Here is a 23870-nt window from a genome sequence, read left to right as displayed (position 1 = left end):
CCGGGCGAGTGTTGGCGATTCGGTATCCGCCTCGAGTTGGAGATATCCGAATCTAGTGTGACCGGCTAAAAGCGGGACGCCAGTTCGGCCACAAAGGGACAGTCGCCGGGTCTGCGCGTACAGTCAACGCCGCATGCCCGCAAATCCGTACCGCGCGCCTTCAAGGCCGGAGGCTGCCGGATCAAAACCTGTCGACATCGATCACCGCCTGCGCAAACGCTCGCGGTGCCTCCTGCGGCAGATTGTGGCCAATGCCGCCGGTGAGCGTGCGATGTTCGTATTTGCCAGTGAACTTCGACGCGTACATGCCCGGCGGCACGTGAAAGGCGCCGTTGGCATCGCCCTCCATTGTGATGCTGGGAACGGTGATGGGCGGCGCCGACGCTAGCTGCTGCTCGTATTCGTCGTATTTCGGCTCGCCCGTGGCGAGACCTTGTCGCCAGCGATAGTTGTGGATCGTGATGGCGACATGGTCGGGGTTCTTGAATGCCGGTGCGCTTCGCTCGAAGGTGGCGTCGTCGAAGTTCCATTTCGGAGAGGCTTGTCTCCAGATGAGTTTGACGAAGTCGAGTGTGTATTTCTCGTAGCCCGCGCGCCCGCGATCCGTTGCGAAATAGAACTGATACCACCACTGCAACTCGCCCTCCGGTGGCAGCGGCTTCTTTCCAGCCTCCTGATTGCCGATCAGGTAGCCGCTCACCGATACCAGGCCTTTGCATCGCTGCGGCCATAGCACGGCGATGATGTCGGCGGTACGCGCGCCCCAGTCGAACGCGCCGAAGACGGCCTTCTGGATGTTGAGTGCATCCATCAGCGCGATGATGTCGAGCGCGACGGCCGTTGGCTGACCGTTGCGCATGGTCTGGTCCGACAGGAAGGACGTCGTGCCGTAACCGCGCAGATAAGGGACGATCACCCGGTATCCCTTCGCGCCGAGCGCCGGTGCAACGTCGACGAAGCTGTGTATGTCATACGGCCAGCCATGCAGCAGGATGACGGGTGGTCCGTCGGCCGGACCGACCTCGGCGTAGCCGATGTTTAGGAGCCCCGCATTCACCTGCTTGATCGACGTGAACGACGTACGAGCGCCCGGGTTGATTCGCGGAATCGATGGAGTTTTCGAAGATGGATTCTGGGCCTGCGCGGATCGCAGCACTTCGAATTGCGCCGCAACGAGCGCACCGGCCGCCATGCGCGCGAAGCCACGCCGACGTTGGTCAAACTCTTGTGGCATTTTCTTCTCCCTGGTCGATTCGGCTAACGGACGAACGGCTGGACGAGTGTGCCTTCGCAAAATCTTAGTCGATTGGAAAAAGGTTGCAAGCTCAATCGAAACGAACACAAACCCTTCACGATTGCAGGACGCAAGATGGCAATGCGGGTGTCTCATACAAGCGATGCAAGATGAATTGCGCCATCACCGTCGCTGTGCCTGTTCGGACGCTCTTGAATCATCTCAACAATCCGGTACGAGCCGTTACACGTACGACAAACACTCGATAATAAGCAGCTACGCCAAGGCGGCCCCGCGCGCCAGAGCGCTAAGGGGCGGTGCGACGAACTGAACTCTTTCGACACGGCTTTGCCCCTGATTGAGAGGGTGTCCTAGTGACCGAGTGTAGCCATCATTCCGGACGAATAGCGCTCGCCAGCTGCAGCGCCGAACGGAGCGGCTGCATCCAGGGCGTTCATCTCGTCCTGGGTCAGCGTGATAGCGACTGCGGCGACGTTCTCTTCGAGATACCTGATGCGTCGCGTTCCCGGAATGGGCACCGTTCCGGTACTCGTCACCCATGCGAGGGCGAGCTGAGACGGCATGACGCCCTTTGCTTCAGCGATCTCGGCGATGCGGTCGACCAACAGTAGATTGGACTGGAGGTTATCCCCGAGGAAGCGTGGATCGAACCGGCGGAAGTCGGTCGGATGCAGGTTGTCCAGATGCTTCAACGCACCGGTCAAGAAGCCTCGGCCGAGCGGCGAGTAGGAGACGAAACCGATTCCCAGCTCTCGGGCGGTCGCCAGTACATCGTTGTGCTCGACGCTACGCTCGAACAGGGAATATTCCATTTGGACGGCCGTGAGCGGATGAACCGCGTGGGCTTTCCGGATCGTCTTTGCCGATGCCTCGGAAAGGCCGAGGTAGCGTATCTTGCCTTCGTGCACGAGGTCGGCCAGCGCGCCGATCGTCACTTCGATCGGCGTTGCTGGATCGATGCGATGCAGGTAGACGAGGTCGATGACGTCGGTCCTCAGGCGTCGCAGCGATCCTTCGACCGACTTTCGGATATCCGACGGATCGCCCGTGACCAAGGGCTTTTCACCGTCCATGGCGAGCTTGCCGTGCTCGGTGAAGCGAAATCCTGCCTTGGTCGACAGGATGACCTTGTCGCGCTTGCCCATAAAGGCCTTGCCGAGAAGCTCCTCGTTCATGAATGGGCCGTAGACCTCCGCCGTATCGAAGAACGTCACACCGAGGTCGAGGGCTCGCATGAGGGTTGCAAGGCCTTCCTGCTCGTCGCTGGGCCCGTAGGTCGTGCTCATTCCCATGCACCCAAGGCCTTGCGCGCTGACCGCCATGCCTTGGCTCCCGAGTGATACCGTTCGCATGTTCTTTTCTCCTGGCTATGTTGCCTCAGTGGTTAGTGATAAGGCGCGACTGGTTTTCCCGAGTCGCATCGAATTTGCTCAATCCAGCGTCGCGCCCGTCAGTTGTTCGCTGAGCTGCCACAAACGGCCGGCGGAGATGGGGTCGATGGCACGGGGCCTGACGCCGTGCATTTCAGCGCTCCCGTCGCTGGGAAGCGCGATGGCGATGTCGCAATCGGCGCAGTAGACGCCGCCCATGCCGGCTAGTTGAGGGCTCGTCGCGCACCACACGGAGGTGGCGGCACCCTGCTCGGGCGTCTTCTTGTTGTTTTCCGGATCAATGACCGGCTTGCCCTCGGCATCGAAGATCTGGCTCGCCTCGATCTCGGCGGGCAGCATGTGGCGCGCTAGCGGGGTGGCAATGCCACCGGGATGGACGGCGAATGCGCGCACGTTCCGGTGGCGGCCAATTGAATCCAGCGCGACAGCGAACAAGGCGTTCGCGGTTTTGGCCTGGCCGTAGGCTATCCATCGGTCGTATTCGCGCCGCTCGAAGTGAGGGTCGCGAAAATCGATACCGGCGCGGCGATGTCCGTAGGAGCTGAGCGCTACGACGCGAGCCCCCTCCGCGCGCACGAGTGCGGGCCATAGCCGGCAGGTGAGTTGGAAATGGCCGAGGTGGTTGGCCGCGAACTGCATTTCGTAGCCGCGCGCATCGCGCGTCAGCGGTGCGGCCATGACTCCAGCGTTGTTGACAAGAATGTGCAGCTTGTCCGTCAGCGACAGTACGCGACTGGCGAATCGGTCTATCGCTGCAGGCTCCAGCAGGTCCATCGCTTCCACGATGACGTCAGGCATGGTCGCGAGGGCTGCTTTAGCCTTGGCTGTATCGCGGGCCGGCACGATGACCCTGGCGCCTGCGGAACGGAATGCGCGGACGGTCTCGATTCCGATACCTGAAGCGCCGCCGGTTACCACGACGGTCTTGCCCGTAAGGTTGATGCCACGGATCACCTCGTCGGCGGTCGAGGCGGGGCCGAAGCCTGAACCGATCGGTTTTTGAGGCGTGTGCGTCATACGGTTTCCTCGTTCAATTCTGCGTTTGGGACGCTCCATTGAATCGCAGGGACCGTTCGCGGTGGTAGCGCAATGCCGCCAATTTCTTGCACAATCCTGTCAATTGGTGTTTCCGGAACGGGGGCAATGCCCTGAGGCGTTTGGAGGCAGGCTTGGACCACTTGTACGAACTTCGCGCGCTGGTCGAGCGCCATGGCCAGGAAAGCCCGACTGAAACCGCCGTTGGCGGGCTGACGCTTTATGTCGAGACGGATCCCTCCGTGGTCACCTACGTGGTCCACCGGCCGGTTTTGGCCCTAATCCTGGGCGGCGCAAAACGGACGGTGCTGGGAGGCCGGATATTCGACATCGTGCCGGGCGACTACGTAGCCGTGTCCGTGGACCTGCCAGCGACAGGGCAGGTCACCCAGGCGCCATACTCCGCCGTCACGCTGGACCTGGACTTAGGCATGCTCGCGAGCTTGATCGCCGAGCCCATGGCGCCTCAGGGGGGCGCCGCCGGCGTGGAGGTCAACCACGCTGGGCCCGATTTGCTTGATGCGATGTGGAGATTGGTCAGGTTGCTCGACCGGCCGGAGGACATTGCAGTCCTTGCGCCCATGATCCGGCGCGAAGTGTTCTGGCGGATTCTGCAAAGCCCGTGTGGCCCCATGGTCCGTCAGATTGCCATGGCGGACAGTCGCCTCTCGCAGGTGAGCCGTGCCATCACATGGCTGCGCACCAATTTTTCGGAGTCGGTGCGGGTCGAACGCTTGGCCGCGTTGGCAGGGATGAGCGCAGTTTCTTTCCACCGCCATTTCAAGGCGGCAACCGCCATGAGCCCGCTTCAATATCAAAAGCAAATCCGCCTCCAGACCGCTCGCGCCCGACTTTTGGCGCAACAAGGAGATGTCGCAGGCGTCGGCTTTAGCGTGGGCTATGAAAGCCCGAGTCAATTCAGCCGTGAATACGCACGCCAATTTGGAGTGTCTCCCGCGCGTGACATGGCCCGTTTCCACGGGGCAGGAGCGCGCGCCCAATGCGTTGCAGACTAGCGATGCCGTTTCTCTCGTTCGACGCTCCCCCAGGGGGCGTCTGGCCCGCAACGAACACCCATCGATAATCAAATTTGCAACGCGTGGAATGACGGTGACGAGCTGATATCCGCCATTGGAACGCCAAGCGGTCGACCGGCAGCGAGGGGGTGGAAGCGGGCCTCCACGTGAGTCTGCTACCGGCCATACAGCGCCATTCAACCATCACGTTGATCGAACATTCAGACGTCGCTCCCACTCAGCAAACGGTCGGTCAATTGGGGGCACAGCTCAAAACAGTGCGCCGAGGTGCTATCGTTAGGACGTTAGGAGGTGACTAAAACCGTCGGGGGCTGACATGGCACGAACAGCTAAGAAGGACAACGGTAATGAACCTGTTTCCCTGGTACCCGAAGATCCCAACGTACCACGGCCGAGACTGCACAAGCTAGTCATCAAGAATTTCCGCGCCATTGGCGCTCAGCCGGTTGAGATTGCACTTGATGAGATAGTAGTGCTGGTGGGTCCGAACAATTCCGGAAAGAGCTCCATCTTGCGCGCATATGATGTCGTGATGAAGCAGGGCTCCAACGAAGGAAAGCTGGAGATGGAGGACTTTCCTAACGGAATCGTTGATGCTAACGCTCTGCCGGAAATCGAGCTCCAAACTGTAGTATTTGATAAGGCTCCAGGTGAGAGGTGGATTGGAGCGACGGATGGCGGTGAAATGCTCATTCGTGAAAAGTGGATCTGGAATAGTCCCAATGCTCAGCCGAAGCGACAGGGCTTCGACGTCCAGAAAGATGCCTGGGACGATCAAGTGCCCTGGGGGGCGCCCGCCGTTGCGAACTCACGTCGGCCGCTTCCACACCGGATAGAGGCGTTCGCGTCACCAGAGGTTCAGGCCAATGAGATTTCGAGTCTGTTGATGGGAATCTTGAAGGACCGCATTAAGACGCATAAAAGTGGCGGCGACGTACAGGAGAAATCGGATTACGACGTCTTGATGGAGGCGATTTCCGGCTTGCAGAAGAGCGTTGTTGAGTCTACAAAGGAAGAGATTGATCTGGTGGAAGGTCAGGTCTCTGCATTGTTGGAAAAAGTTTTTCCAAAATATCGTATTAAATTGGATGCAAAGCCCGAGGCTGACCCAGAGAAGACCTATACACCATTTAAAGCAACCGCCGATCTTCTAATGGGACCGCAGGGCGGATATTTTTCAAAGATATCTCAACAGGGCAGCGGTGCTAGACGCACGCTCTTGTGGACGGCCTTAAAGTACGTGTCTGAAACGAAAATGTCAATTGATGGCGGTGCTAGACCCCATGTGCTTTTACTCGACGAGCCGGAAATCTGTTTGCATCCTGGGGCTATTCGCGAAGCGCGCACAGTTCTATATGATCTCCCAAAGACGGGAAGATGGCAAGTAATGGTCACAACCCACTCGCCAGTATTCATTGATCTGTCTAGAGACAATACAACTATTGTCAGGGTCGAGCGGACTGAAGAAAATGCAATTCGCGGAGTTACGCTATATCGTCCAAATCGTTCTGAGCTAGACAAAGACGACAGGAAAAATCTGAAGGCGTTGAACGTGTGCGACCCATACGTGAACGAATTTTTCTTCGGTGGTCGTGTTGTAGTTGTCGAGGGCGATACCGAATACACGGCATTTTCACTCGTGCGCGATCTTTTTTATGAAAAATATCGAGACTTGCACGTTGTTCGCGCACGCGGAAAGGGCATAATTGCGACAATTGCTAAAATTCTCAACCAGTTCTCCTCTTCATATGCCATTTTGCATGATTCCGATCGGCCTCAAACGGATAACGGCAAAAATCCCGCGTGGGGAATGAATTCTGGAATTCTCGATGCAGTCGGCAAAGCATCTGATCCTAAGTCTATTGGACTCATCGCATGTGTTGCAAATTTCGAGGAGGCCATTTTTGGAAAGGAAGCAAAAACTGATAAACCGTACAATGCACTTGTTCGCATTCGAGATGATAGCGAATTGCAAGCCAAGGTTTGCGGCTTACTCGATGCGCTTCTCGACTCGAATCTCCCTGTTCCGAAGGGGTGCACCAGATGGAATGCAATCGATCAACTGGAAGCTGCTTTGGCGGCGTAGCGATTAAGGAAGATGCTAGACTTCGATACACCGGCTGAGCGCTTTCATCAATTCGTTGCAGACGGGTTGAATCCGCAACCATTAGGCGTCGTTCGCAGCAAAAGCCCGCTCGACATTCGCGCGCCAGCTACGGTACCGAAAGCGGTCCTTCGCCTTTGTACTTTCGAAGCCGAGCGTCGTGACAGGGGCTGCAAGTAGCTAGGTTAGCGAACGTTCACTACCTAACGTGATGGTTACTACATTTCGCTCAGTTATTCGTCGAGGTAGTTGCGCAAAATGTTGACCAATACCGGCGCAAAGCCCTCGAGCCGCCCATCGACAGGCTGTGACAAGTCATCTATCAGCATTTCGAGTATTTCCGGATCTTCAATAGAAAGGTCTTCGGGCCCGTTCCCAGCCTTGCGCCAAATAAGCTGTTCCACGAGATTTTTGCGTTTCTCAATCAACGCCTTATTATTTTCCTCATGATCACCCAAATTCAAGACACGAATAGCGTCGGTTGCGCGGGGAGTTTTGCCCTTTACCCTGCCACTCAGCATGAAGCGCAACTCGGTTTCGCATTCCGGCATCAAAGGTGTTAGGTTAAGCGCCTGTCCCTTATGCGCGGAGTCGCACTGTCTCGGCGCTTTGCAGCTTGCTACTATATTAGCGAAATCAACTGTCCGGTTTGGTGCTAGGTTTTGCGCCTCGACGTGCTCGTTCATCGTGTCTCGATTCTCCCCAGAGATCGGCTGACAGCAATAGGCGCACAAAAAATATTGTTCTTGGGTACATACGCTCCGTATGTCGCGTCGTTCCGCATCAGTCAAATCGACATAGCGGCAGTGCTGATTGGCTCTTTTGAACGCCCTTAGGCTATCTGGCTCGTTGCCCTTCTCAATCTTTCGCACGTTGTTCCTTCTTGCGAAGAAGTAGGCTCGCCTTAGTCAATTCCAAATTGTTCGGTGGTAACTCTAGCTTCAACTCATTCAGCAATCCTTTGGCCTCCTCAAGTTTACTCTCTTGAATGAAGTCCATCAGGTCATTCAGACGTTTAGCAATTGTCGAATTTCGGATATGCGTATCCATCACGTCTAACAGAACGGTGTTGGCATCCTGTCCGTATTGCGACGGTACTTGCGTCAACTCGCCATCGTTGAGTGCGTAGAGGAGCACATCCCTACAGTCGCTTATTACCAGCGGGGAATGGGTGGTTAGAACAAACTGGCAATTTGGGAAAGTAGTGCGGAGTCGCTCGACAATTTTGCGCGCCCATTGTGGATGAAGATGCAGATCTACTTCGTCTATCAGCACAATGCCATTCCCATGCAAGGGGTCCTCCAAGCCGGGATTCATCATCGCGAGTCGGCGCGCGATGTCACCCACCAATGCCATGAGGGACTTTTCCCCCTGTGAGAGTTGCAGGATATTTAGTCTTTGCCCCTGCTTGTCGACTGACATGTGCAATCTCGGTTTGCGCCGCACTTTCAGGTTCCGAAACCCCGGCATAAACTCCCCGATCGCCCGTCTGACTGCATCCAGTTGGGGGTCACGCACACCTTCTCGCAATGTCCTCGCTATTTGAAGGGCGTTCGTGGCCTGCTGGAGCACCGTTCTCAGTCCCTTGAAGTCAAATTTCTTCAAATTATCAAGATCAGCTCCACCGTTTTCTATGAAGTCGATGAGTGCTTTCAACTTTTCGGGATCGTTTCTTTCGAGGTTATCAGCTGCCTTGGAGATACCCGATTCGTTCTCCCAATCTTCTCTTTCACGAAACCACTCGAAGAATCGCCGAAAGTCAACGCCTTGCTTTAGCGAGTTGTCATAGCCGTCCAGCTGAGAGAATGTGTGCTTTTCCCTGATTTTGAGAGGGACATCCAGTACCACCCGTTCAACCGAGTAGAAGGCGATCAACGGAAGACTTGTTGACGCATCGATTGAGAAGGCATGTCGGTATCTGTCCGCCAGTTGGTTTGCGTCGTCAAAATTAGACGCATGTTCGCCCTTCCGACCGAGGCGCGCCTTTGCCAGGGTCCAACCGAAACGATCCGACTGCTCCGTTAATGTGATTTCAAGCGCGGCAGATACAGCGTCATTTCTGATGACCTCCTCAGGGATAGGCGTACCATTTCCATTGTCACTGCGAACTCTGGCCACTAACCAACTAAGAACAGTCGCAAGCGATTTGAGGATCGTTGTCTTGCCAGTGCCATTGTTTCCAATAAGTATTGTTACGTTTGATGGCACGGCGGGCAGCGGTGCTAAAGCGACCGTTAGCGACCGGAACTGCCCAACATTTCTCAGTTCGAGCTTTTCAACATTCATGCATTTACCTTGGAGCCTGCCGCTCCGTACTGTGTCCAAGTCGGTGATAAGGAAGTGCAACGGTGGCCGGTGGAACGGGAACCCGGCGACCATCGGCCATTGTAACCGTCTGTGGTCATGCCTTGGCCACTGCCTCCCGGATGTGGCAGTTGGAGTTCGTCGCAAACCTGATCGAATTCTCAATAGTGCCAGAACGCCAGGTGGCCGCTGGTATCCGGAACCAGCCGGTGCTTTTCGACTTCCGGAATGGCAGATCCGGCTCGACAACCGACCACCACGCAAATCCACGAAGAACCAAATATTTCGCACATCCCGCGACGGATTTCCCGCCAGCCACCGTTAAACACGGGTACGCATCGCGAGAGCCCCCGTCATGGACCATCCGAACGATATCTCACCGGCCACCATCGCGCTGAACCGTTTCGGTCTCGGCGCGCGTCCCGACGAAGCGCCGCCTGTCGATCCGAAGGCCGCGCTGATCGCCCAGTTCGACCGCTACGACCCGAGGCCGGCCGCATGGGCCGGTGAACCCGACGCGGTCACGCTCGCCACGCGCTTCGCGACGACCCGCAACGCGATGACGAGCGACGACGCCGCGGCCAAGCGTGCGACCGAGCAGTCGATCCGCCGCGACGGCTACGACGCATATCGCAGCGCGGTCGCCGCACGACTGAACGGCGCGCTCGTCACGCCCGCGCCGTTCGTCGAGCGTCTGGTGCATTTCTGGGCGAACCATTTCGCGGTGTCGGTCGACAAGGGGCAGGTGGCCGCATATGCGGGCGCATTCGAGCGCGATGCGATCCGCCCGCACGTGCTCGGCCGCTTCGAGGACATGCTCGTCGCCGTCGAGCAGCATCCCGCGATGCAGTTGTTCCTCGACCAGGCGCGCTCGGTCGGCCCCGACAGCCCGGCGGCGCTGCGTATGGAAGCCCGCAATCCGGCGGCGCGACGCGGCCTCAACGAGAATCTCGCGCGCGAAATCATGGAACTGCATACGCTCGGCGTACGGACCGGCTACACCCAGGCGGACGTGACGGAATTCGCGCGTGCGCTGACCGGCTGGAGCATCGCGGGCGGACGCGGGCCGCAGCCCGGCGATGTGGCGCCGGGCGCTTTCCTGTTCCGCCCGAAGCTGCACGAACCGGGCGCCCGCACGGTGATGGGACGCACGTATGACCAGCAGGGCGAAGCGCAGGCACGCGCGATCCTGGCCGACCTGGCACGTTCGCCGGCGACGGGCCGGCATATCGCGTTCCAGCTCGCCCGCCATTTCGTCGCCGACAATCCGCCGCCCGCGCTCACCGACCAGCTCGCCCGCGCATTCGAGACGAGCGGCGGCGACTTGCCGACCGTCTATCGTGCGCTGGTCGATGCGCCCGACGCCTGGTCGCCGGTCAATCGCAAGTTCAAGACGCCGTGGGAGTGGGCCGTGTCGTCGCTGCGCGGGCTCGGTTGGCGCGACACGGGCGACCTGAAGGCCGCGCCGCTGCTCGCGCAGCTCGGCCAGCCGGTATGGCGGCCCGGGTCGCCGGCCGGTTACGACGACGTTGCCGCGAGCTGGGCCGCGCCCGACGCGCTGGTGCGCCGCGTCGAGATCGCGCAGCGGCTGGCTGCACGCACGGGCGACCGGCTCGATCCGCGTACGCTCGGCAATACGCTGCTGGCCGGCTCGCTGAGCGCGCCGACGGCGACCGCGCTGTCGCGTGCCGAAAGCGCGACCACGTCGCTCGCACTGCTGCTCGTGTCGCCCGATTTCCAACGGAGATGAACATGGCCCGATCCTTGACCCGTCGACATTTCCTGAGCGTCGCCGCGGCCGGTGCGGGCGCGATCCTGGTCGCGCCGCGCATCGTGTTCGCGAACGTCGAAACCGACCGGCGCTTCGTATTCGTGATCCAGCGCGGCGCCGCCGACGGGCTGAACATCGTCGTCCCGTATGCGGAACCGGCGTATGCGTCGCTGCGCGGCCCACTGGCGATCGACGCCGCAGCGGCGACACGCATCGACGGCACGTTCGCGCTCCATCCGTCGCTCGTGCAGACCGCGCAGATGTTTCGCGACAAGCAGGCGCTGTTCGTCCACGCGATCGCGTCGCCGTATCGCGACCGCTCGCATTTCGACGGCCAGAACGTGCTGGAGACGGGCGGGCGCGCACCGTACCAGGTGAGGGACGGCTGGCTGAACCGGCTCGCCGCGATGTTGCCGGCGACGCGCGACCGCGCGATCGCGTTCGCGCCGACGGTGCCGCTCGCGTTGCGCGGCAGCGTGCAGGCCGCGTCGTATGCGGCGTCCGGTCTGCCGGCCGCGCCGGACGACCTGCTCGCGCGCGTATCGGCGCTTTACGAGGCCGACGCGCAGCTCGGGCCGCTGTGGCAGTCGGCGATGGCCGCGCGGGGCCTCGCCGGCGATGCGCATGCGCGCCAGGATCCGGCGGGCGTCGGCAAGCTTGCGGCGACGTTTCTCGCGCGCGACGACGGCCCGCGGATCGCGATGATCGAGACGGGCGGCTGGGACACGCACAGCGCGCAGAACGCGCGGCTCGCGAATCAGCTGAAGGCACTCGACACGATGCTCGCCGCGTTGCGCGACGGACTCGGGCCCGTGTGGCAGCAGACCACGGTGCTCGTCGCGACCGAGTTCGGTCGCACCGCCGCCGCGAACGGCACGGGCGGCACCGATCACGGGCAGGCGTCGGTCGCGATGCTGGCGGGCGGGGCGGTCGCGGGCGGGCGCGTGATCGCCGACTGGCCCGGCTTGCGGCCGGGCGACCTGTACGAAGGGCGCGACCTGAAGCCGACCGCGTCGCTCGATGCGCTGATCGCGGGCGCGGCCGCCGAAAGCCTGCGGCTCGATCCCGGCCATACCGCGGCCACGCTGTTCGCGCAAAGCGGCGCGACGCACCCGATGACGGGCCTCGTTCGCGGAATCGCGTGACGCGCGGCAGGCGCGCGCCCGCATCCGCCAGCCGATGACATATGACACAACAGGGAGAATCGATGATGAAGATCCGATCCGTATCGCTTGCCGTGGTGGCGACGATGAGTGCCGTGCTGATGTCCGCCTGCGTGGTGGAACCGGCGCGGCCGCCGCAGCCCGCGCCGGTCGTCGAGGTGGCGCCGCCGCAGCCCGCGCCCGGTTATCGCTGGGCGAAGGGCCATTACCGCTGGGCCGGCAACCACTGGGCGTGGGTGCCCGGACATTGGGTGGCCGTGTATTGAAGCGCGCGCACGGCGCGCCGCTCACCAACCGATCCGATGCTTCTCCTCGGTTTCGCTGTGCCGCCAGTCGTCGTCCGCATGCAGATACTGGCTCGTCGTCGTCAGCGACACGTGCCCGAGGTTGTCGCGCACGAGCCGCAGGTCGACGCGGCCATCGGCCATGTGCGAGCCAGCGCTGTGGCGCAGCCAGTGCGCGGATGCCTGTTCGAGCACGCGCGCCTGTTCCTCGCCTCCATTCCCTTGCGCACGCAACCGATCGGCCGCGAACCGGAACACCTGCTTCACGATCCGGTGCAGCGCCGCGCGCGTGAGCGGCTTGCGCGTGCGATTGGCCGGCAGCACGAGCGGCGTGGGTTCGCCGTCGGCCGGCTGCGCGGGCAGGCCATGCGCGCGCCGGTAGCGCGCGAGCTCGGCCATCATCTCGGCGGTGGCCGGCACGAGCCGCTGCCGGCCGCCCTTGCCGGTCACGTCGAGCCACCAGCGGTCGCGCCCGTTCGCATCGCGCCGTGCAAAGAAGTGTCCCATCGTGGTGTCGGCTGCTTCGGTGATGCGCAGCCCGCCGAGATACAGCAGCGTGAACACCCAGCGCGCACGATCCGCATGGAGGGCGGCGCGCGCGTCGTCGCGCGGCATCGCGGCGATCGCGTCCTTGACCGCCTGCCACAGCGGCGGCCCGAGATGGCGCGTGACGCGCGGCGCGGGCCGTCGTTGCCGCTGCCGGGACAGCGCGAGCGGATTGCCGGCGAGATAGCCGGCCTGCACGAGCCACGAGAACATCACGTTCAGGATCACCATCGCCTGCCGCTGGCTGGCCGCCGACAGCGGGCCGTAGAACGGCCGCCAGCGCGGGTCGCCGCGCGGATGCTTGCGGCCGCCGTTCGCGCACCAGAGTTCGGCGGGCGCGGGAGCGAGCAGGAACTGCCGGTAGCCGACGAGATCCTCGTGCGTGAGCGACGACAGCGGCTTGCCGCACGCGATCACGGCCCACAGCAGCAGGCGTTCGGCTTCCTTGCGGTAATTCTGGAACGTGGTGGGCGTATCGACGAAGCGCGCGAGCCACGCGCGCACGGCGTCGAGATCATGCGTCGCGGCGATCTGCGGATGCGCGCTGGTCGAGCGGTTGGTGCCCGCGCGTCCGTCGAGCGCGGCCGGCACGGTCAGCGTATCGATCGGCTGTGGCCGCAGCGCGACGCCGGACGGAACGGGTGAAGTCATGCGAAGAGGAGGCGCGGCTCGCCGATGACCGGGCGGGCGCACGCGGCGCGACGAAGCGTACGAGGAAGCGCCGATGGTAATACACGATCGTCATGCGGTGAAGCCGCGGTCGATCGCGATGGTCTGGCCGGTGACGAAGCGCGTGGCGGACGCGCACGGCCACCTCACCCCAGCGACAACACGCTGTTCAGCAACGTCCGCACCAGCGTCGCCTGCCGCGTGACGCCCGTCTTCGAAAAGATCGCGCGCAGATGCGAGCGCGCGGTGTTCTTGCTGATGTCGAGCTCGTCGGCTGCTTCCTCGAGCGTCGATCCGTTGACGAGCGCGAGCGCCAGGGCGGTCTCTGCCGGCGTGAGGTCGAACAGCTTGCGCACGATGTCGTGCGACGCCTGCGACTTGCGTTCGCCATCGCGGATGAAGATCGCGCACGCGGGCCGGCGCGGATTGTCCTCCGACCATTCGCTGAGCGGGACGGTGCGGATCAGCACGCCGAGCGGTGGCTTGCCGGACGGACGCGGCACGGCGATCGCCTGCGCGACCGTCGGCGCGCCGCCCGCGCGCTCCGCGAGCACCTGCCGGATCAGCTTCTGCAGCTTGCGGTTCTCCAGCGGATACGCGGCTTCGAGCGTGCCGCCGCGCACGCGCAGGCCGTCGCATTCGGCGAAGATCTCGTCCGCGACGGAGTTGGTCTTCATGATCGTGCCGCGCTCGTCGAGGATCGCGGTCGCGACAAGCATGCGGTCGATCGTGCTCGCGTACAGCATGCGTTCCGATTCGACCATCCCGAACTTCGCATGCAGGCGCACCGCGCGCTTCAGGTGCGGCAGCAGCGCGTTGCAGACGGCCTTGTCGGTCACCGAGAACGCGCGGCCGTGATGCGAGCGGCACACGCGGAACCGGCATTCGATCCCGTCGGGCGTGCGCAGGTCCGCACCCATCAGGTAGCCGACGTCGAACGGCTCGAGAAACTCGCGATACATCGCGCTGTCGCGCCACACGCCGACGCCGAGCAGCTCGTCGACGGTGACGACGCGATCGCTCGGCAGGTTCACGAACGGATCGAGCGCGTAATAGTAGTTGTTGTACGATGCGACGCCCGGCAGCGGCGCGCCGTGCCCGGACGCATTGATCATCAGCCCCGTGTGGCCGCTGGCGGGCCAGCGCAGGATCATCGTCACGTAGTTCGCGTCCAGGTGCGCGCGGATCCGTTCGAGGGCGCCGCCCCATGGCACGTCCTCCAGCGGGCCTTCGTAGATTGTCGCGAGCAGCGCGTCGAACTGCTCGAGCGTCAGGCTCGATCGGGCAAGGCTCGGGGGAAGGGCCGGGGGCGCCGTGGTCATTGGGGTTGTCTCCTGTTGCCGCCGCCGGGTCGCGATGCGCCGGGCGTGCGGGTGCGTGCACGGGCGTATCCGGACCGCCGGCGGCGGCGCGCAGCGGCCTGCACCGGAATACGGTAGCGCGCCGGCGCACGCGCGACATCGCACGAATGAGGGTGGCGGCACGCCGTTGTAAGCAATTCGTGAACTTTCCCGAAACACCGTTCGTCTAATCGGCCCGCCAACGCTTCCCGAGGAACCCCCGATGATTCGCAAGACCAGAACGCTGCTCGGCGCGGCCATGATTGCAGGCGGCACGCTGCTCGCCGGATGCCAGACCGACGCGGCCGCGACGGACGCGCGCGCGGTGCGCCCGGCCGACGGCCGGCCCGTGACCCGGACCGTGTATGTCGCGCCGCAGGCGGCGCGCTGCACGGGCGTCGCGCCGATGGACTGCCTGCAGGTGCGCAGCAGCCCGACGGAGCCGTGGAGCCTGTGGTACGCCGGTATCGAGGGCTTTGCGTACCAGCCCGGCTATCAATATGTGCTGGAAGTCGATGAATACCGCGTCGCGCAGCCGCCGGCCGACGGTTCGTCGATCCGCTGGGTGCTCAAGCGGGTCGTCGAGCGCCGCCAGGTGAACTGACGGCCGGCCGTGCCCGCCCGCGGCGCCGCTTACGCGGACGGGCGCGGCGCGACCGGCCTCGGCGGCGCGGCGGCATCGATCCGCCGGAACACGACGGACGACAGCAGCGTGACCGAGCCCATGCAGACGAACGACAGCATGAAGCCGTTCGCCATCGAGCCCCAATGCGCGGCGAACACGTTCACGAGCCCGCCGCCGATCGACACGCCGAGCCCCATCGCCAGCATCTGCATCATCGTGAACAGGCTGTTGCCGCTGCCGGCGTCGGCGTGCGACAGGCCCTTCAGCGTCACGGCGTTCATCGCGGCGAACTGCATCGAGTTCGCGGCGCCGAACACGATCAGCAACGCAATCTCCAGCGCCGGCGCGGGCCGTGCCGAGACCAGCGCGAACCCCGCGATCGCGCAGCCGACGATCCCCGTGTTCACGACCAGGAACGTCGCATAGCCGAAGCGTTTCGCGAGCGGCGCGATCCAGCGCTTCGCGATCACGCCGGCGGTCGCGGCCGGTAGCATCATCATCCCCGACCGCAGCGGCGTATAGCCGAGCTGCACCTGCATCAGCAGCGGCAGCATGAACGGCACGGCGCTCGTGCCGATCCGGCACAGCAGGTTGCCGAGCAGCCCCGCACCGAAGTTCGGCTCGCGGAACAATCCGAGCCGGAACAGCGGCTGCGCACGGCGCCGCGCATGGGGCAGGTACGCGAGCGCGCTCGCCACGCCCAGCACGGCGAGCCCGATCGCCCAGCCGCTGCGGTGCGCGGGCATCGGCGGATCGATCGCGAGCGACAGCGCGATCATCGCGACCGACAGCAGCGCGCAGCCGACGAAATCGAACGGCGGCGGCTGCATCGCCTGATCGTGCGGCAGGAAGCGCTGCACCGCGAGGAAGCCGACCATGCCGACCGGCACGTTGACGATGAATACCCAGTGCCAGGAAATCGCCTGCGTGAGCCAGCCGCCGAGTGTTGGCCCGACGATCGGGCCGAGCTGCGCGGCGATCGACACGAACGCGATCGCCGCGACGTACCGTTCGCCCGGCACGCGGCGCAACACCGCGAGCCGCCCGATCGGCAGCAGCATCGAGCCGCCGATGCCCTGCACGGCGCGCGCGACGACGAGCTGGCCGAGCGTGTGCGACGCCGCGCAGCCGATCGACGCGAGCGAGAACACCAGGATGGCGAGCGAGAACACGCGGCGCGTGCCGAACCGGTCGGCGAGCCAGCCGGACGCCGGCGTGAGCATCGCCATCGTCAGCGTGTAGACGACCACGACCGGCTGCATCGCGAGCGGCGACGCATGCAGGCTTTGCGCGATCGACGGCAGCGCGGTGTTGACGATCGTCGTGTCGAGCGACTGCATGAAGAACGCGGCGGCGACGATCCACAGCAGCGCGGAGTGTGAGGGTTCGCGGGACATGACGAAACGGGAAGTGCGGCGACCGGCGCGGAGGCGACGTGACGGGCGACGCGGCCCGGCAGGCTCGCGCCGGCGCACGGCCGGTCTTCAAGCGTTCGATGGTACCGATTCCGGTGGCCATCGGGAAGCTGCCCGACGGCATTGACCGTCATCGAACGTGCCGACGACGCTGCGGGACGCTCGATCCCGTCTGGCTCATGACCCGACACCGACCGTTCCCGCGGCATCCGGCCGGGTTCCCGCCAGCCGGATCGCGTGGCACGCGCGCCACACGTGGCCGCGTCACGCGGCGCGTTTCTGCGAAATCACCAGCAGCGCGCCGTTGCGGTCCTCCAGCACCGCGCGGTATTCGTGCGGCCCCGCCTGCACCGGCACGCGCACCGACGCGCCGGCCTTCACGACCCGCGCCATCGCCGCGTACAGGTCGTCGTCCTCGTCCACGCGCAGCGTGAGCGCCGCGCGTTCGACGATCTGCTCGTCGCCGGCCACCAGCGCGATCGTCAGCGGGCCGCCGTCGAGCGCGCAATAGCGGTCGCCGTCGCGGAACTTCACGTTCAGGCCGAGCCCGTCGACGAACAGCGGCAAGGCCGTGTCGATGTCGTCGACCGGGTACAGCAGCATCGATACCTTCATTCCCTCTCTCCCTCGTCGTGATGTGTACGGTCCGCACCGGGCCGTCGTTCGATGCTAGCGCGCGGTGCCGGCCGCGACGCAGTCTGTTCGGATGACGGTGAAACCCCTCTGTCCCCGCATGCCTGCCGTTACTCCAAACAGACGATGCCCGTGCGGGCCCGCGCGCCGACACTCCCATCCGTGGACCGTCGCTATTCGTCCGTATCGTGCGGGCGGCTGCACGACCCCGACTCGTCCAACATACATGGAGACGCACGCAATGAAGTTTTCCCTCATCTACGAAGCCCAGACCACCGACGCATCGCGCGAGGGCGACCACCGGGTGTTCAAGGAGACGGTCGAGCAGGCGCTGCTGGCCGAGCAGGTCGGTTTCGACACGATCTGGTGCGTGGAGCACACGTCGCTGACCAACTATGCGCACATGAGCGCGCCGGAAACCTTCCTTGCGTACCTGGCCGGGCGCACGACGCGCATCGGCCTCGGTCACGGCGTCGTGTGCCTGCCGCCGGCGATGAACCATCCGATCAAGGTCGCGGAGCGCGTCGCGCTGCTCGACATCCTGTCGGGCGGCCGCGTGCATTTCGGCGTCGGCAAGGGCGGCAGCCAGCAGGAAGCGGGCGCGTTCGGCTACGACCTCAACGAACTGCAGCCGATGATCGACGAGTCGATGTACCTGGTGCCGAAGATGTTCGTGCAGGACGAGATCGAGCACGACGGCACGTACATCAAGATTCCGAAGCGTCCGATCCACCCGAAGCCGTTCCAGGATCCGCATCCGCCGATGTACCTCGCCTGCACGAACACCGACGCGCTGCTGCGTGCCGGACAGCGCGGGATGGGCGCGCTGGTGCTCGGCTTCGGCGGCCCCGACGAAGTCGCGAAGAAGAACGCGATCTATCGCGAGGCATGGGCGAACCGCAAGCCGGAAGACCAGGTCGGCTTCCGCCCGACCCAGCACCTCGCGGCGCTGTGCCCGACGGTCGTGATGGCCGACGGCCAGAAGGCCCGCAAGATCGGCATCCGCGGCCAGCGCTACTTCATGGAATCGCTCGCGTACTGGTACACGGGCGGCGAGCGTCCGGACCCGGCGAAGTGGGGCGACGACCTCGTGCAGGCCGATACCGGCGAGATGGTGATCCGTTCGCGCTTCGCGTCGGAGGAAGTCGTCGTGAACTTCGCCGATCCGGCGCTCGCGATGATGAACCCGAACCACGCGTACGGCACGGTGGACGACTGCATCGGCTACGTCGGCCGCCTGCAGGAGGCGGGCGTCGACGAAGTGCTGTTCCTCTGCCAGATGGGCACGGTGCCGCACGACGCGCAGATGGAGACGATCCGCAACATCGGCGAGCACGTGATCCCGTTCTTCAACAAGGAGAAGGAGCGCGCCTGCGCGTAAGGCGGGCCGGGCCGCGCGAGCCCGAGCATCGTCGGCAGGAGCCCTCGCTCGCGGCGCCGGCCGCGACGAACCACTTAGAGAGAGACCGGGATGAGCGCCGCCGCGCGCGCCCCGTATCACAGGAGACATTCGTGCACCGCGACAACGATTCGAACGCACTGGCCGCCACCCTGATCGCCCGGGCCGAGGCGCTGGCGCCGACGCTTGCCGGCCGCGCCGCGCAGGCGGAAACGCAGGGCCGCATCCCGGCCGAGACGATCGCCGACATGCAGGCCGCCGGCTTCTTCAAGGTGCTGCAGCCGAAGCGCTACGGCGGCTACGAGCTCGATCCGCAGACCTTCTTCGACATCCAGATGGCGCTCGCGCGCGGCTGCATGTCGACGGCATGGGTGTACGGCGTCGTCGGCGTGCACAACTGGCAGCTCGCGCTGTTCGACGAACGCGCGCAGCAGGACGTGTGGGGCAAGGATCCCGCGACGCTGATCGCGTCGACCTACATGCCGGTCGGCCGCGTGACGCCGGTCGAAGGCGGCTTCCGCCTGTCCGGCCACTGGAAGTTCTCGAGCGGCAGCGAACTGTGCGAATGGGTGTTCCTCGGTGCGCTGGTGCCGCCGGCCGTTGCCGGCCAGCCGCCGGAATACCGCACGTTCCTGCTGCCGAAATCCGACTACCGGATCCAGCAGGACTGGGACGTGCTCGGCCTGCGTGCGACCGGCAGCCACGACATCGTCGTCGACGACGCGTTCGTGCCCGCGTATCGCACGCACAAGGCGCTCGACGGGATGATGGGCACGAGCCCGGGCCTGGCCGTCAACGATGCGCCGCTGTTCAAGCTGCCGTTCGCGCAGATCTTCGTGCGCGCGGTGTGCACGTCGTGCATCGGCGCGCTGCAGGGCGCGCTCGACGATTTCACCGGCTATGCGGCCACGCGCGTGTCGGCCAACAGCGGCGCGAAGACGACCGACGATCCGGGTGCGCAGAACGCGTGCGCGAACGCGGCCGTCGCGATCGACGAGATGAAGGTGCTGCTCAAGCGCAATTTCGCGGAACTGATGGCGTCGGTGACGGGCGGGCCGGCCGTGTCGATCGAGCGCCGCGTGCATTTCCGCTACCAGTCCGCGCAGGTCGCCGAGCGCTGCGCGCAGGCCGCGAACGCGCTGCTGCGCTACGCGGGCGGCAACGGCATCTATCACCGCAATCCGCTGGTGCGCCGCTTCCTCGACCTGCACGCGGCCCGCGCGCACTACGCGAACAACGTCGACCGCTTCGGCCAGAACCTCGGCGCCGTGATGCTCGGCCGCGAGAACACGGACTATTTCATCTGACGAGGCCGCGATGAACGACACGCAAGCGCAGCAATACGTGTTCGACGTCGTGGTCGTCGGCTCGGGCGCGGGCGCGCTGCTCGCGGCATGCCGCGCGGCCGACCGCGGGCTGTCCGTCGTCGTGATCGAGAAGACGGCGCTGTACGGCGGCACGTCGGCGATCTCCGGCGGCGGCATCTGGATACCGTGCAACCACCATATCGCGGAACTCGGCGCGACCGATACGCGCGAGGCCGCGCGCCGCTATCTCGACGCGTGCACGGCCGGCGCATCGTCGCGCGAGCGGCTCGACGCGTATCTCGACCAGGCGCCCGCGATGTTGCGTTACCTCGAAACGAAGACGCCGGTGCGCTACCAGGCGCTGCCGAAGTACGCGGACTATTTCCAGAAGCTGCCGGGCGCGATGCCGGGCTATCGCGCGCTCGATCCGCTGCCGTTCGACGGTGCGCTGCTCGGCGACGAACTCGACCGGCTGCGTCCGCCGTCGCCCGGCACGCTGATCGGCGGCCGCGTGGCCGTGACGTCGAAGGAAGCGCACACGCTGTTCTCGCGCGGGCCGGGCTTCATGAAGCTCGCGATCGCGCAATTCGGCCGCTACTGGCTCGATGTCGGCGTGCGTCGCCGCACGCGGCGCGACCGGCGCCTGACGCTCGGCAATGCGTTGATCGGCGGGCTGCGCCGCGCGCTGCTCGAGCGCAACGTGCCCGTCTGGCTCGACACGCCGATGCGCGACCTGCTCGACGTCGACGGCCGCGTGACGGGCGTGCGCGCGCAGCGCTTCGGACAGCCGGTGACGATCGTCGCGCGGCGCGGCGTGATCCTCGGCGCGGGCGGTTTCGAGCGCAACCAGCCGATGCGCGAACGCTACCTGCCGCAACCGACGCAGATGCGATGGAGCGCGACGCCGCCGGCCAACACCGGCGACGCGATTGCCGAAGGCCACCGGCTCGGCGGCGCGCTCGCGCTGATGGAACACGTCTGGGGCGCGCCGACGGTCGGCGTCGCGGGCGAGGAGAAGCAGCGCGCGCTGTTCGTCGAACGCAACCTGCCGGGCTGCGTGATCGTCAACGGCCTCGGCAAGCGCTTCGTCAACGAAGCCGCGCCGTATTCCGAATTCGTGCCGGCGATGTATCGCGACCATGCGCGCACCGGCGCGTGCGTGCCGGCGTGGATGGTGTTCGACGCGCGCTTTCGCCGCAAGTATCCGTGCGGTCCGATCATGCCGGCGCCGATGATGCCCGATTCGCGGATTCCGGACGCGTTTCGCGACGTGCTCGTGAAGGCCGACACGATTGATGCGCTCGCCGCTCGGATCGGCGTCGACGCGGCCGGGCTGCACGACACGCTGCGCGACATGGCGCGTTACGCGGCAACCGGTATCGACGAAGCGTTCGGCAAGGGCGACAACCTGTTCGACACGTATTACGGCGATCCGAGGAACCAGCCGAATCCGTGTCTCGGGCCGGTCGACGAGGCGCCGTTCTATGCGGTGAGGATCGACGCGGGCGACATCGGCACGAAGGGCGGGCTCGTCACCGACGCGCACGCGCGCGTGCTGCGCGCCGACGGCGCGCCGGTCGACGGCCTGTACGCGATCGGCAACACCAGTGCATCGGTGATGGGCGCGAGCTACCCCGGCGCGGGCTCGACGCTCGGTCCGGCGATGACCTTCGGGTTCATCGCCGCCGACCACCTGGCCGCGCAAGCGGCCGACGCCGGCGGCCGATCAGACCGGCCGTCCACGACTGAACTTGACGGAGTCCAATGATGAGCGATCTCACTACCCATCCGCTGCGCACCGACATGCTGCTGGCGATGCGCCGCCTCGCGCGCTCTGTCACGGTCATCAGCAGCGCGCACGACGGCCGGCGCTACTCGATGTCCGCGACGGCGGTCGATTCGCTGTCGACCGAGCCGCCGTCGCTGCTGATCTGCATCAACCGCAATGCGTCGCTGTATCCGCCGCTCGACGCGGGCGCGCCGTTCTGCGTGAACGTGCTGTCGGCACGTCACGAAGGCATCGCGATCGACTGCAGCGGCCGCCTGAAGGGCGAGGCGCGCTTCACGACGGGCGAGTGGCGCACGTCGCCGCTCGGCGTCCCGTATCTGCACGATTCGCAGGCGAGCCTCGTGTGCGAGCAGGACGGCCGTTTCGAATACGGCACGCATACGGTGTTCATCGGGCGAATCCGCGAAGTGTTGATGAGCGGCGACGTCGATCCGCTCGTCTATCTCGACGGCGCATATACGACGCCGGGCGCGCCCGCGAACCGCGCGGCAGCGTGACGGCCGCGCGCTTTACCGCATCGGAAAGAGACGACTCATGACACGCAGACTGAACCGCAATATCGCGAACGATGCGGACACAACGATCATGCGAGCGCTTGTGCAGTTGATCGGCGCTGCGGCAACGCAGGTGCTGAACGCGTTCGCATGCATCGCGCCGGCGCTCGCGTCGAACCCGACACGGGGCAGCGCGGACGAAACCGGCCGGCATGCGGCCGGTGCGGCATGAGGAGCCGGCGATGAGCGATTCCCGTTTTCACCGGCTGACCGTTGCCGACGTCATTGCCGAAAGCGACGACGCATGCTCGTTCGTGTTCGACGTGCCCGCCGCGTTGCGCGATGCGTTCGCGTATCGGCCCGGCCAGTTCCTGACGCTGAACGTGCCGTGCGCCGACGCGACCGTCGCACGCTGTTACTCGTTGTCGAGCGCGCCGGGCATCGACGCGGCACCGAAGATCACCGTCAAGCGCGTGCGCGACGGCCGTGCGTCGAACTGGCTGTGTGACCGCATCCGTGCGGGCGATGCGCTCGACGTGCTGCCGCCGGCCGGTGTCTTCACGCCGCGCACGCTCGACGGCGACCTGCTGCTGTTCGCGGGCGGCAGCGGCATCACGCCGGTGCTGTCGATCCTGAAATCGGCGCTCGTGCACGGCCGTGGGATGCTGACGCTGATCTATGCGAACCGCGACGAGCGCTCGGTGATTTTCCGCGACGAACTGCAGCAGCTCGCGCACCGCCATCCGGGCCGCCTGCGTGTAATCCACTGGCTCGACAGCGTGCAGGGCGTGCCGCAGCAGCGGCATCTCGAGGAACTCGCGCGGCCGTTCAGCCAGCAGGAAACGTTCATCTGCGGGCCGGCGATGTTCATGGAGAACGCGCTCGCCGCGATGCTCGGCCTCGGGCTGCCGCGCGCGCGCGTGCATGTCGAGCGCTTCGCGTCGCTGCCCGACGCGCCGGCGCAGGGCGACGCGACGGCATCGTCCGCGGCGACTTCCGCGGCCGACTCCGGCGATGGCGCGGCGATCGAGACGGTGCTCGACGGCGAGGCGTTCGCATTCGACAGCGCGCCCGGCGAAACGCTGCTCGACGCTATGCTGCGCGCCGGCCTGCCCGCGCCGAATTCCTGCCGAATGGGGCAGTGCGGCGCGTGCATGTGCCGCGTCGAACGCGGGGCGGTGGCGCTCGACGATAACCATGTGCTCGACGACGACGAGATCGCGGCCGGCTGGACGCTCGCCTGCCGCGCGCGGCCCGCGAGCGACGCGCTGCGCGTGGTGTTCCCCGATTGAGCCGTGGCGCGCCGGCG

The 23870-nt window shown here is 64.7% G+C and carries 21 protein-coding genes; 12 read left to right on the top strand and 9 right to left on the bottom strand.

The genetic code is table 11. The annotated features are described in order from the left end of the window. Positions 1–181 precede the first annotated feature (181 nt). From WS87_RS23755 to WS87_RS23745, 3 genes are all read right to left on the bottom strand, one after another. Positions 182–1234, bottom strand: coding sequence for an alpha/beta fold hydrolase (locus WS87_RS23755; RefSeq protein WP_059819202.1), 1053 nt, complete (start codon positions 1232–1234; stop codon positions 182–184). 371 nt (positions 1235–1605) lie between these two features. Then, positions 1606–2577 carry an aldo/keto reductase gene (locus WS87_RS23750; RefSeq protein WP_257792238.1) on the bottom strand — a complete coding sequence of 324 codons (972 nt, stop codon included), beginning with the start codon at positions 2575–2577 and terminating at the stop codon, positions 1606–1608. A gap of 108 nt (positions 2578–2685) precedes the next feature. Continuing rightward, positions 2686–3663 carry an oxidoreductase gene (locus WS87_RS23745; RefSeq protein WP_059819200.1) on the bottom strand — a complete coding sequence of 326 codons (978 nt, stop codon included), beginning with the start codon at positions 3661–3663 and terminating at the stop codon, positions 2686–2688. A gap of 152 nt (positions 3664–3815) precedes the next feature. On the opposite strand from WS87_RS23745, the gene WS87_RS23740 reads away from it, so the two are divergent. Further along, on the top strand, positions 3816–4697 hold the full coding sequence (locus WS87_RS23740) for an AraC family transcriptional regulator (protein ID WP_059819671.1): 882 nt from the start codon (positions 3816–3818) through the stop codon (positions 4695–4697). A 337-nt stretch (positions 4698–5034) separates the two neighbouring features. After that, complete coding sequence (locus WS87_RS23735) at positions 5035–6804, top strand: ATP-dependent nuclease (protein ID WP_082750655.1); 1770 nt, start codon at positions 5035–5037, stop codon at positions 6802–6804. A 251-nt stretch (positions 6805–7055) separates the two neighbouring features. On the opposite strand, the gene WS87_RS23730 is transcribed toward WS87_RS23735, so the two are convergent. Beyond that, positions 7056–7508: a hypothetical protein gene (locus WS87_RS23730; RefSeq protein ID WP_218929483.1), complete on the bottom strand. Its 453-nt coding sequence runs from the start codon at positions 7506–7508 to the stop codon at positions 7056–7058. Between the two features lie 172 nt (positions 7509–7680). Continuing rightward, positions 7681–9108, bottom strand: a complete 1428-nt coding sequence (locus WS87_RS23725; protein ID WP_059819670.1) for an AAA family ATPase — start codon at positions 9106–9108, stop codon at positions 7681–7683. A 373-nt stretch (positions 9109–9481) separates the two neighbouring features. Here WS87_RS23725 and WS87_RS23720 point away from each other — a divergent pair, with 373 nt between their 5' ends. The 3 genes from WS87_RS23720 to WS87_RS23710 all read left to right on the top strand — a co-directional run bounded on the left by WS87_RS23720 (position 9482) and on the right by WS87_RS23710 (position 12326). Then, positions 9482–10876 carry a DUF1800 domain-containing protein gene (locus tag WS87_RS23720; RefSeq protein WP_059819197.1) on the top strand — a complete coding sequence of 465 codons (1395 nt, stop codon included), beginning with the start codon at positions 9482–9484 and terminating at the stop codon, positions 10874–10876. A 2-nt stretch (positions 10877–10878) separates the two neighbouring features. Then, entirely contained in the window at positions 10879–12042 is a 1164-nt protein-coding gene (locus WS87_RS23715) for a DUF1501 domain-containing protein (RefSeq protein ID WP_059819196.1), read from the top strand. Positions 12043–12107: 65 nt separating this feature from the next. Beyond that, positions 12108–12326, top strand: coding sequence for a YXWGXW repeat-containing protein (locus WS87_RS23710; RefSeq protein WP_059819195.1), 219 nt, complete (start codon positions 12108–12110; stop codon positions 12324–12326). Positions 12327–12347: 21 nt separating this feature from the next. On the opposite strand, the gene WS87_RS23705 is transcribed toward WS87_RS23710, so the two are convergent. Together WS87_RS23705 and WS87_RS23700 are read right to left on the bottom strand one after the other, a co-directional pair. Beyond that, positions 12348–13541, bottom strand: coding sequence for a tyrosine-type recombinase/integrase (locus WS87_RS23705; RefSeq protein WP_059819194.1), 1194 nt, complete (start codon positions 13539–13541; stop codon positions 12348–12350). 164 nt (positions 13542–13705) lie between these two features. Next, positions 13706–14881, bottom strand: a complete 1176-nt coding sequence (locus tag WS87_RS23700) for a helix-turn-helix transcriptional regulator (RefSeq protein ID WP_059819193.1) — start codon at positions 14879–14881, stop codon at positions 13706–13708. Between the two features lie 241 nt (positions 14882–15122). Here WS87_RS23700 and WS87_RS23695 point away from each other — a divergent pair, with 241 nt between their 5' ends. Further along, positions 15123–15503, top strand: coding sequence for a DUF4377 domain-containing protein (locus WS87_RS23695; protein WP_059819192.1), 381 nt, complete (start codon positions 15123–15125; stop codon positions 15501–15503). Positions 15504–15532: 29 nt separating this feature from the next. Here the strand turns inward: WS87_RS23695 and WS87_RS23690 are convergent, their stop codons facing one another. Both WS87_RS23690 and WS87_RS23685 read right to left on the bottom strand, forming a co-directional pair. Next, a complete protein-coding gene (locus WS87_RS23690; protein ID WP_059819191.1) occupies positions 15533–16921 on the bottom strand; it encodes a DHA2 family efflux MFS transporter permease subunit in 1389 nt (462 codons plus the stop codon). Between the two features lie 282 nt (positions 16922–17203). After that, complete coding sequence (locus WS87_RS23685; protein ID WP_057925050.1) at positions 17204–17554, bottom strand: VOC family protein; 351 nt, start codon at positions 17552–17554, stop codon at positions 17204–17206. Between the two features lie 259 nt (positions 17555–17813). On the opposite strand from WS87_RS23685, the gene WS87_RS23680 reads away from it, so the two are divergent. The 6 genes from WS87_RS23680 (at position 17814) to WS87_RS23655 (ending at position 23853) form a co-directional block, all read left to right on the top strand. Then, positions 17814–18953, top strand: a complete 1140-nt coding sequence (locus WS87_RS23680) for an LLM class flavin-dependent oxidoreductase (protein WP_059537661.1) — start codon at positions 17814–17816, stop codon at positions 18951–18953. Between the two features lie 131 nt (positions 18954–19084). Then, entirely contained in the window at positions 19085–20278 is a 1194-nt protein-coding gene (locus tag WS87_RS23675) for an acyl-CoA dehydrogenase family protein (RefSeq protein WP_059819190.1), read from the top strand. A gap of 10 nt (positions 20279–20288) precedes the next feature. Further along, positions 20289–22046, top strand: a complete 1758-nt coding sequence (locus WS87_RS23670; protein WP_059819189.1) for an FAD-dependent oxidoreductase — start codon at positions 20289–20291, stop codon at positions 22044–22046. After that, positions 22046–22564, top strand: a complete 519-nt coding sequence (locus tag WS87_RS23665; RefSeq protein ID WP_059951051.1) for a flavin reductase family protein — start codon at positions 22046–22048, stop codon at positions 22562–22564. Before WS87_RS23670 ends, WS87_RS23665 begins: the two co-directional genes overlap by 1 nt. Positions 22565–22601: 37 nt before the next feature. Continuing rightward, entirely contained in the window at positions 22602–22793 is a 192-nt protein-coding gene (locus tag WS87_RS23660) for a hypothetical protein (protein WP_059819188.1), read from the top strand. 10 nt (positions 22794–22803) lie between these two features. Next, positions 22804–23853, top strand: coding sequence for a ferredoxin--NADP reductase (locus WS87_RS23655; protein WP_059819669.1), 1050 nt, complete (start codon positions 22804–22806; stop codon positions 23851–23853). The last annotated feature ends 17 nt before the right edge of the window (positions 23854–23870 follow it).

The sequence above is a fragment of the Burkholderia sp. MSMB0856 genome, from assembly GCF_001524645.2.
Taxonomy (GTDB): Bacteria; Pseudomonadota; Gammaproteobacteria; order Burkholderiales; family Burkholderiaceae; genus Burkholderia; species Burkholderia diffusa.
This window is presented reverse-complemented; position numbering and strand designations above follow the sequence as displayed.

Coding starts and splice junctions, on each gene's coding strand:
- WS87_RS23750 (WP_257792238.1), bottom strand. CDS start 2,577: ATGGCGGTCAGCGCGCAAGGCCTTGGGTGCATGGGAATGAGCACGACC.
- WS87_RS23660 (WP_059819188.1), top strand. CDS start 22,602: ATGACACGCAGACTGAACCGCAATATCGCGAACGATGCGGACACAACG.
- WS87_RS23730 (WP_218929483.1), bottom strand. CDS start 7,508: ATGAACGAGCACGTCGAGGCGCAAAACCTAGCACCAAACCGGACAGTT.
- WS87_RS23690 (WP_059819191.1), bottom strand. CDS start 16,921: ATGTCCCGCGAACCCTCACACTCCGCGCTGCTGTGGATCGTCGCCGCC.
- WS87_RS23735 (WP_082750655.1), top strand. CDS start 5,035: ATGGCACGAACAGCTAAGAAGGACAACGGTAATGAACCTGTTTCCCTG.
- WS87_RS23725 (WP_059819670.1), bottom strand. CDS start 9,108: ATGAATGTTGAAAAGCTCGAACTGAGAAATGTTGGGCAGTTCCGGTCG.
- WS87_RS23655 (WP_059819669.1), top strand. CDS start 22,804: ATGAGCGATTCCCGTTTTCACCGGCTGACCGTTGCCGACGTCATTGCC.
- WS87_RS23745 (WP_059819200.1), bottom strand. CDS start 3,663: ATGACGCACACGCCTCAAAAACCGATCGGTTCAGGCTTCGGCCCCGCC.
- WS87_RS23715 (WP_059819196.1), top strand. CDS start 10,879: ATGGCCCGATCCTTGACCCGTCGACATTTCCTGAGCGTCGCCGCGGCC.
- WS87_RS23705 (WP_059819194.1), bottom strand. CDS start 13,541: ATGACTTCACCCGTTCCGTCCGGCGTCGCGCTGCGGCCACAGCCGATC.
- WS87_RS23710 (WP_059819195.1), top strand. CDS start 12,108: ATGAAGATCCGATCCGTATCGCTTGCCGTGGTGGCGACGATGAGTGCC.
- WS87_RS23720 (WP_059819197.1), top strand. CDS start 9,482: ATGGACCATCCGAACGATATCTCACCGGCCACCATCGCGCTGAACCGT.
- WS87_RS23680 (WP_059537661.1), top strand. CDS start 17,814: ATGAAGTTTTCCCTCATCTACGAAGCCCAGACCACCGACGCATCGCGC.
- WS87_RS23695 (WP_059819192.1), top strand. CDS start 15,123: ATGATTCGCAAGACCAGAACGCTGCTCGGCGCGGCCATGATTGCAGGC.
- WS87_RS23700 (WP_059819193.1), bottom strand. CDS start 14,881: ATGACCACGGCGCCCCCGGCCCTTCCCCCGAGCCTTGCCCGATCGAGC.
- WS87_RS23665 (WP_059951051.1), top strand. CDS start 22,046: ATGAGCGATCTCACTACCCATCCGCTGCGCACCGACATGCTGCTGGCG.
- WS87_RS23685 (WP_057925050.1), bottom strand. CDS start 17,554: ATGAAGGTATCGATGCTGCTGTACCCGGTCGACGACATCGACACGGCC.
- WS87_RS23670 (WP_059819189.1), top strand. CDS start 20,289: ATGAACGACACGCAAGCGCAGCAATACGTGTTCGACGTCGTGGTCGTC.
- WS87_RS23755 (WP_059819202.1), bottom strand. CDS start 1,234: ATGCCACAAGAGTTTGACCAACGTCGGCGTGGCTTCGCGCGCATGGCG.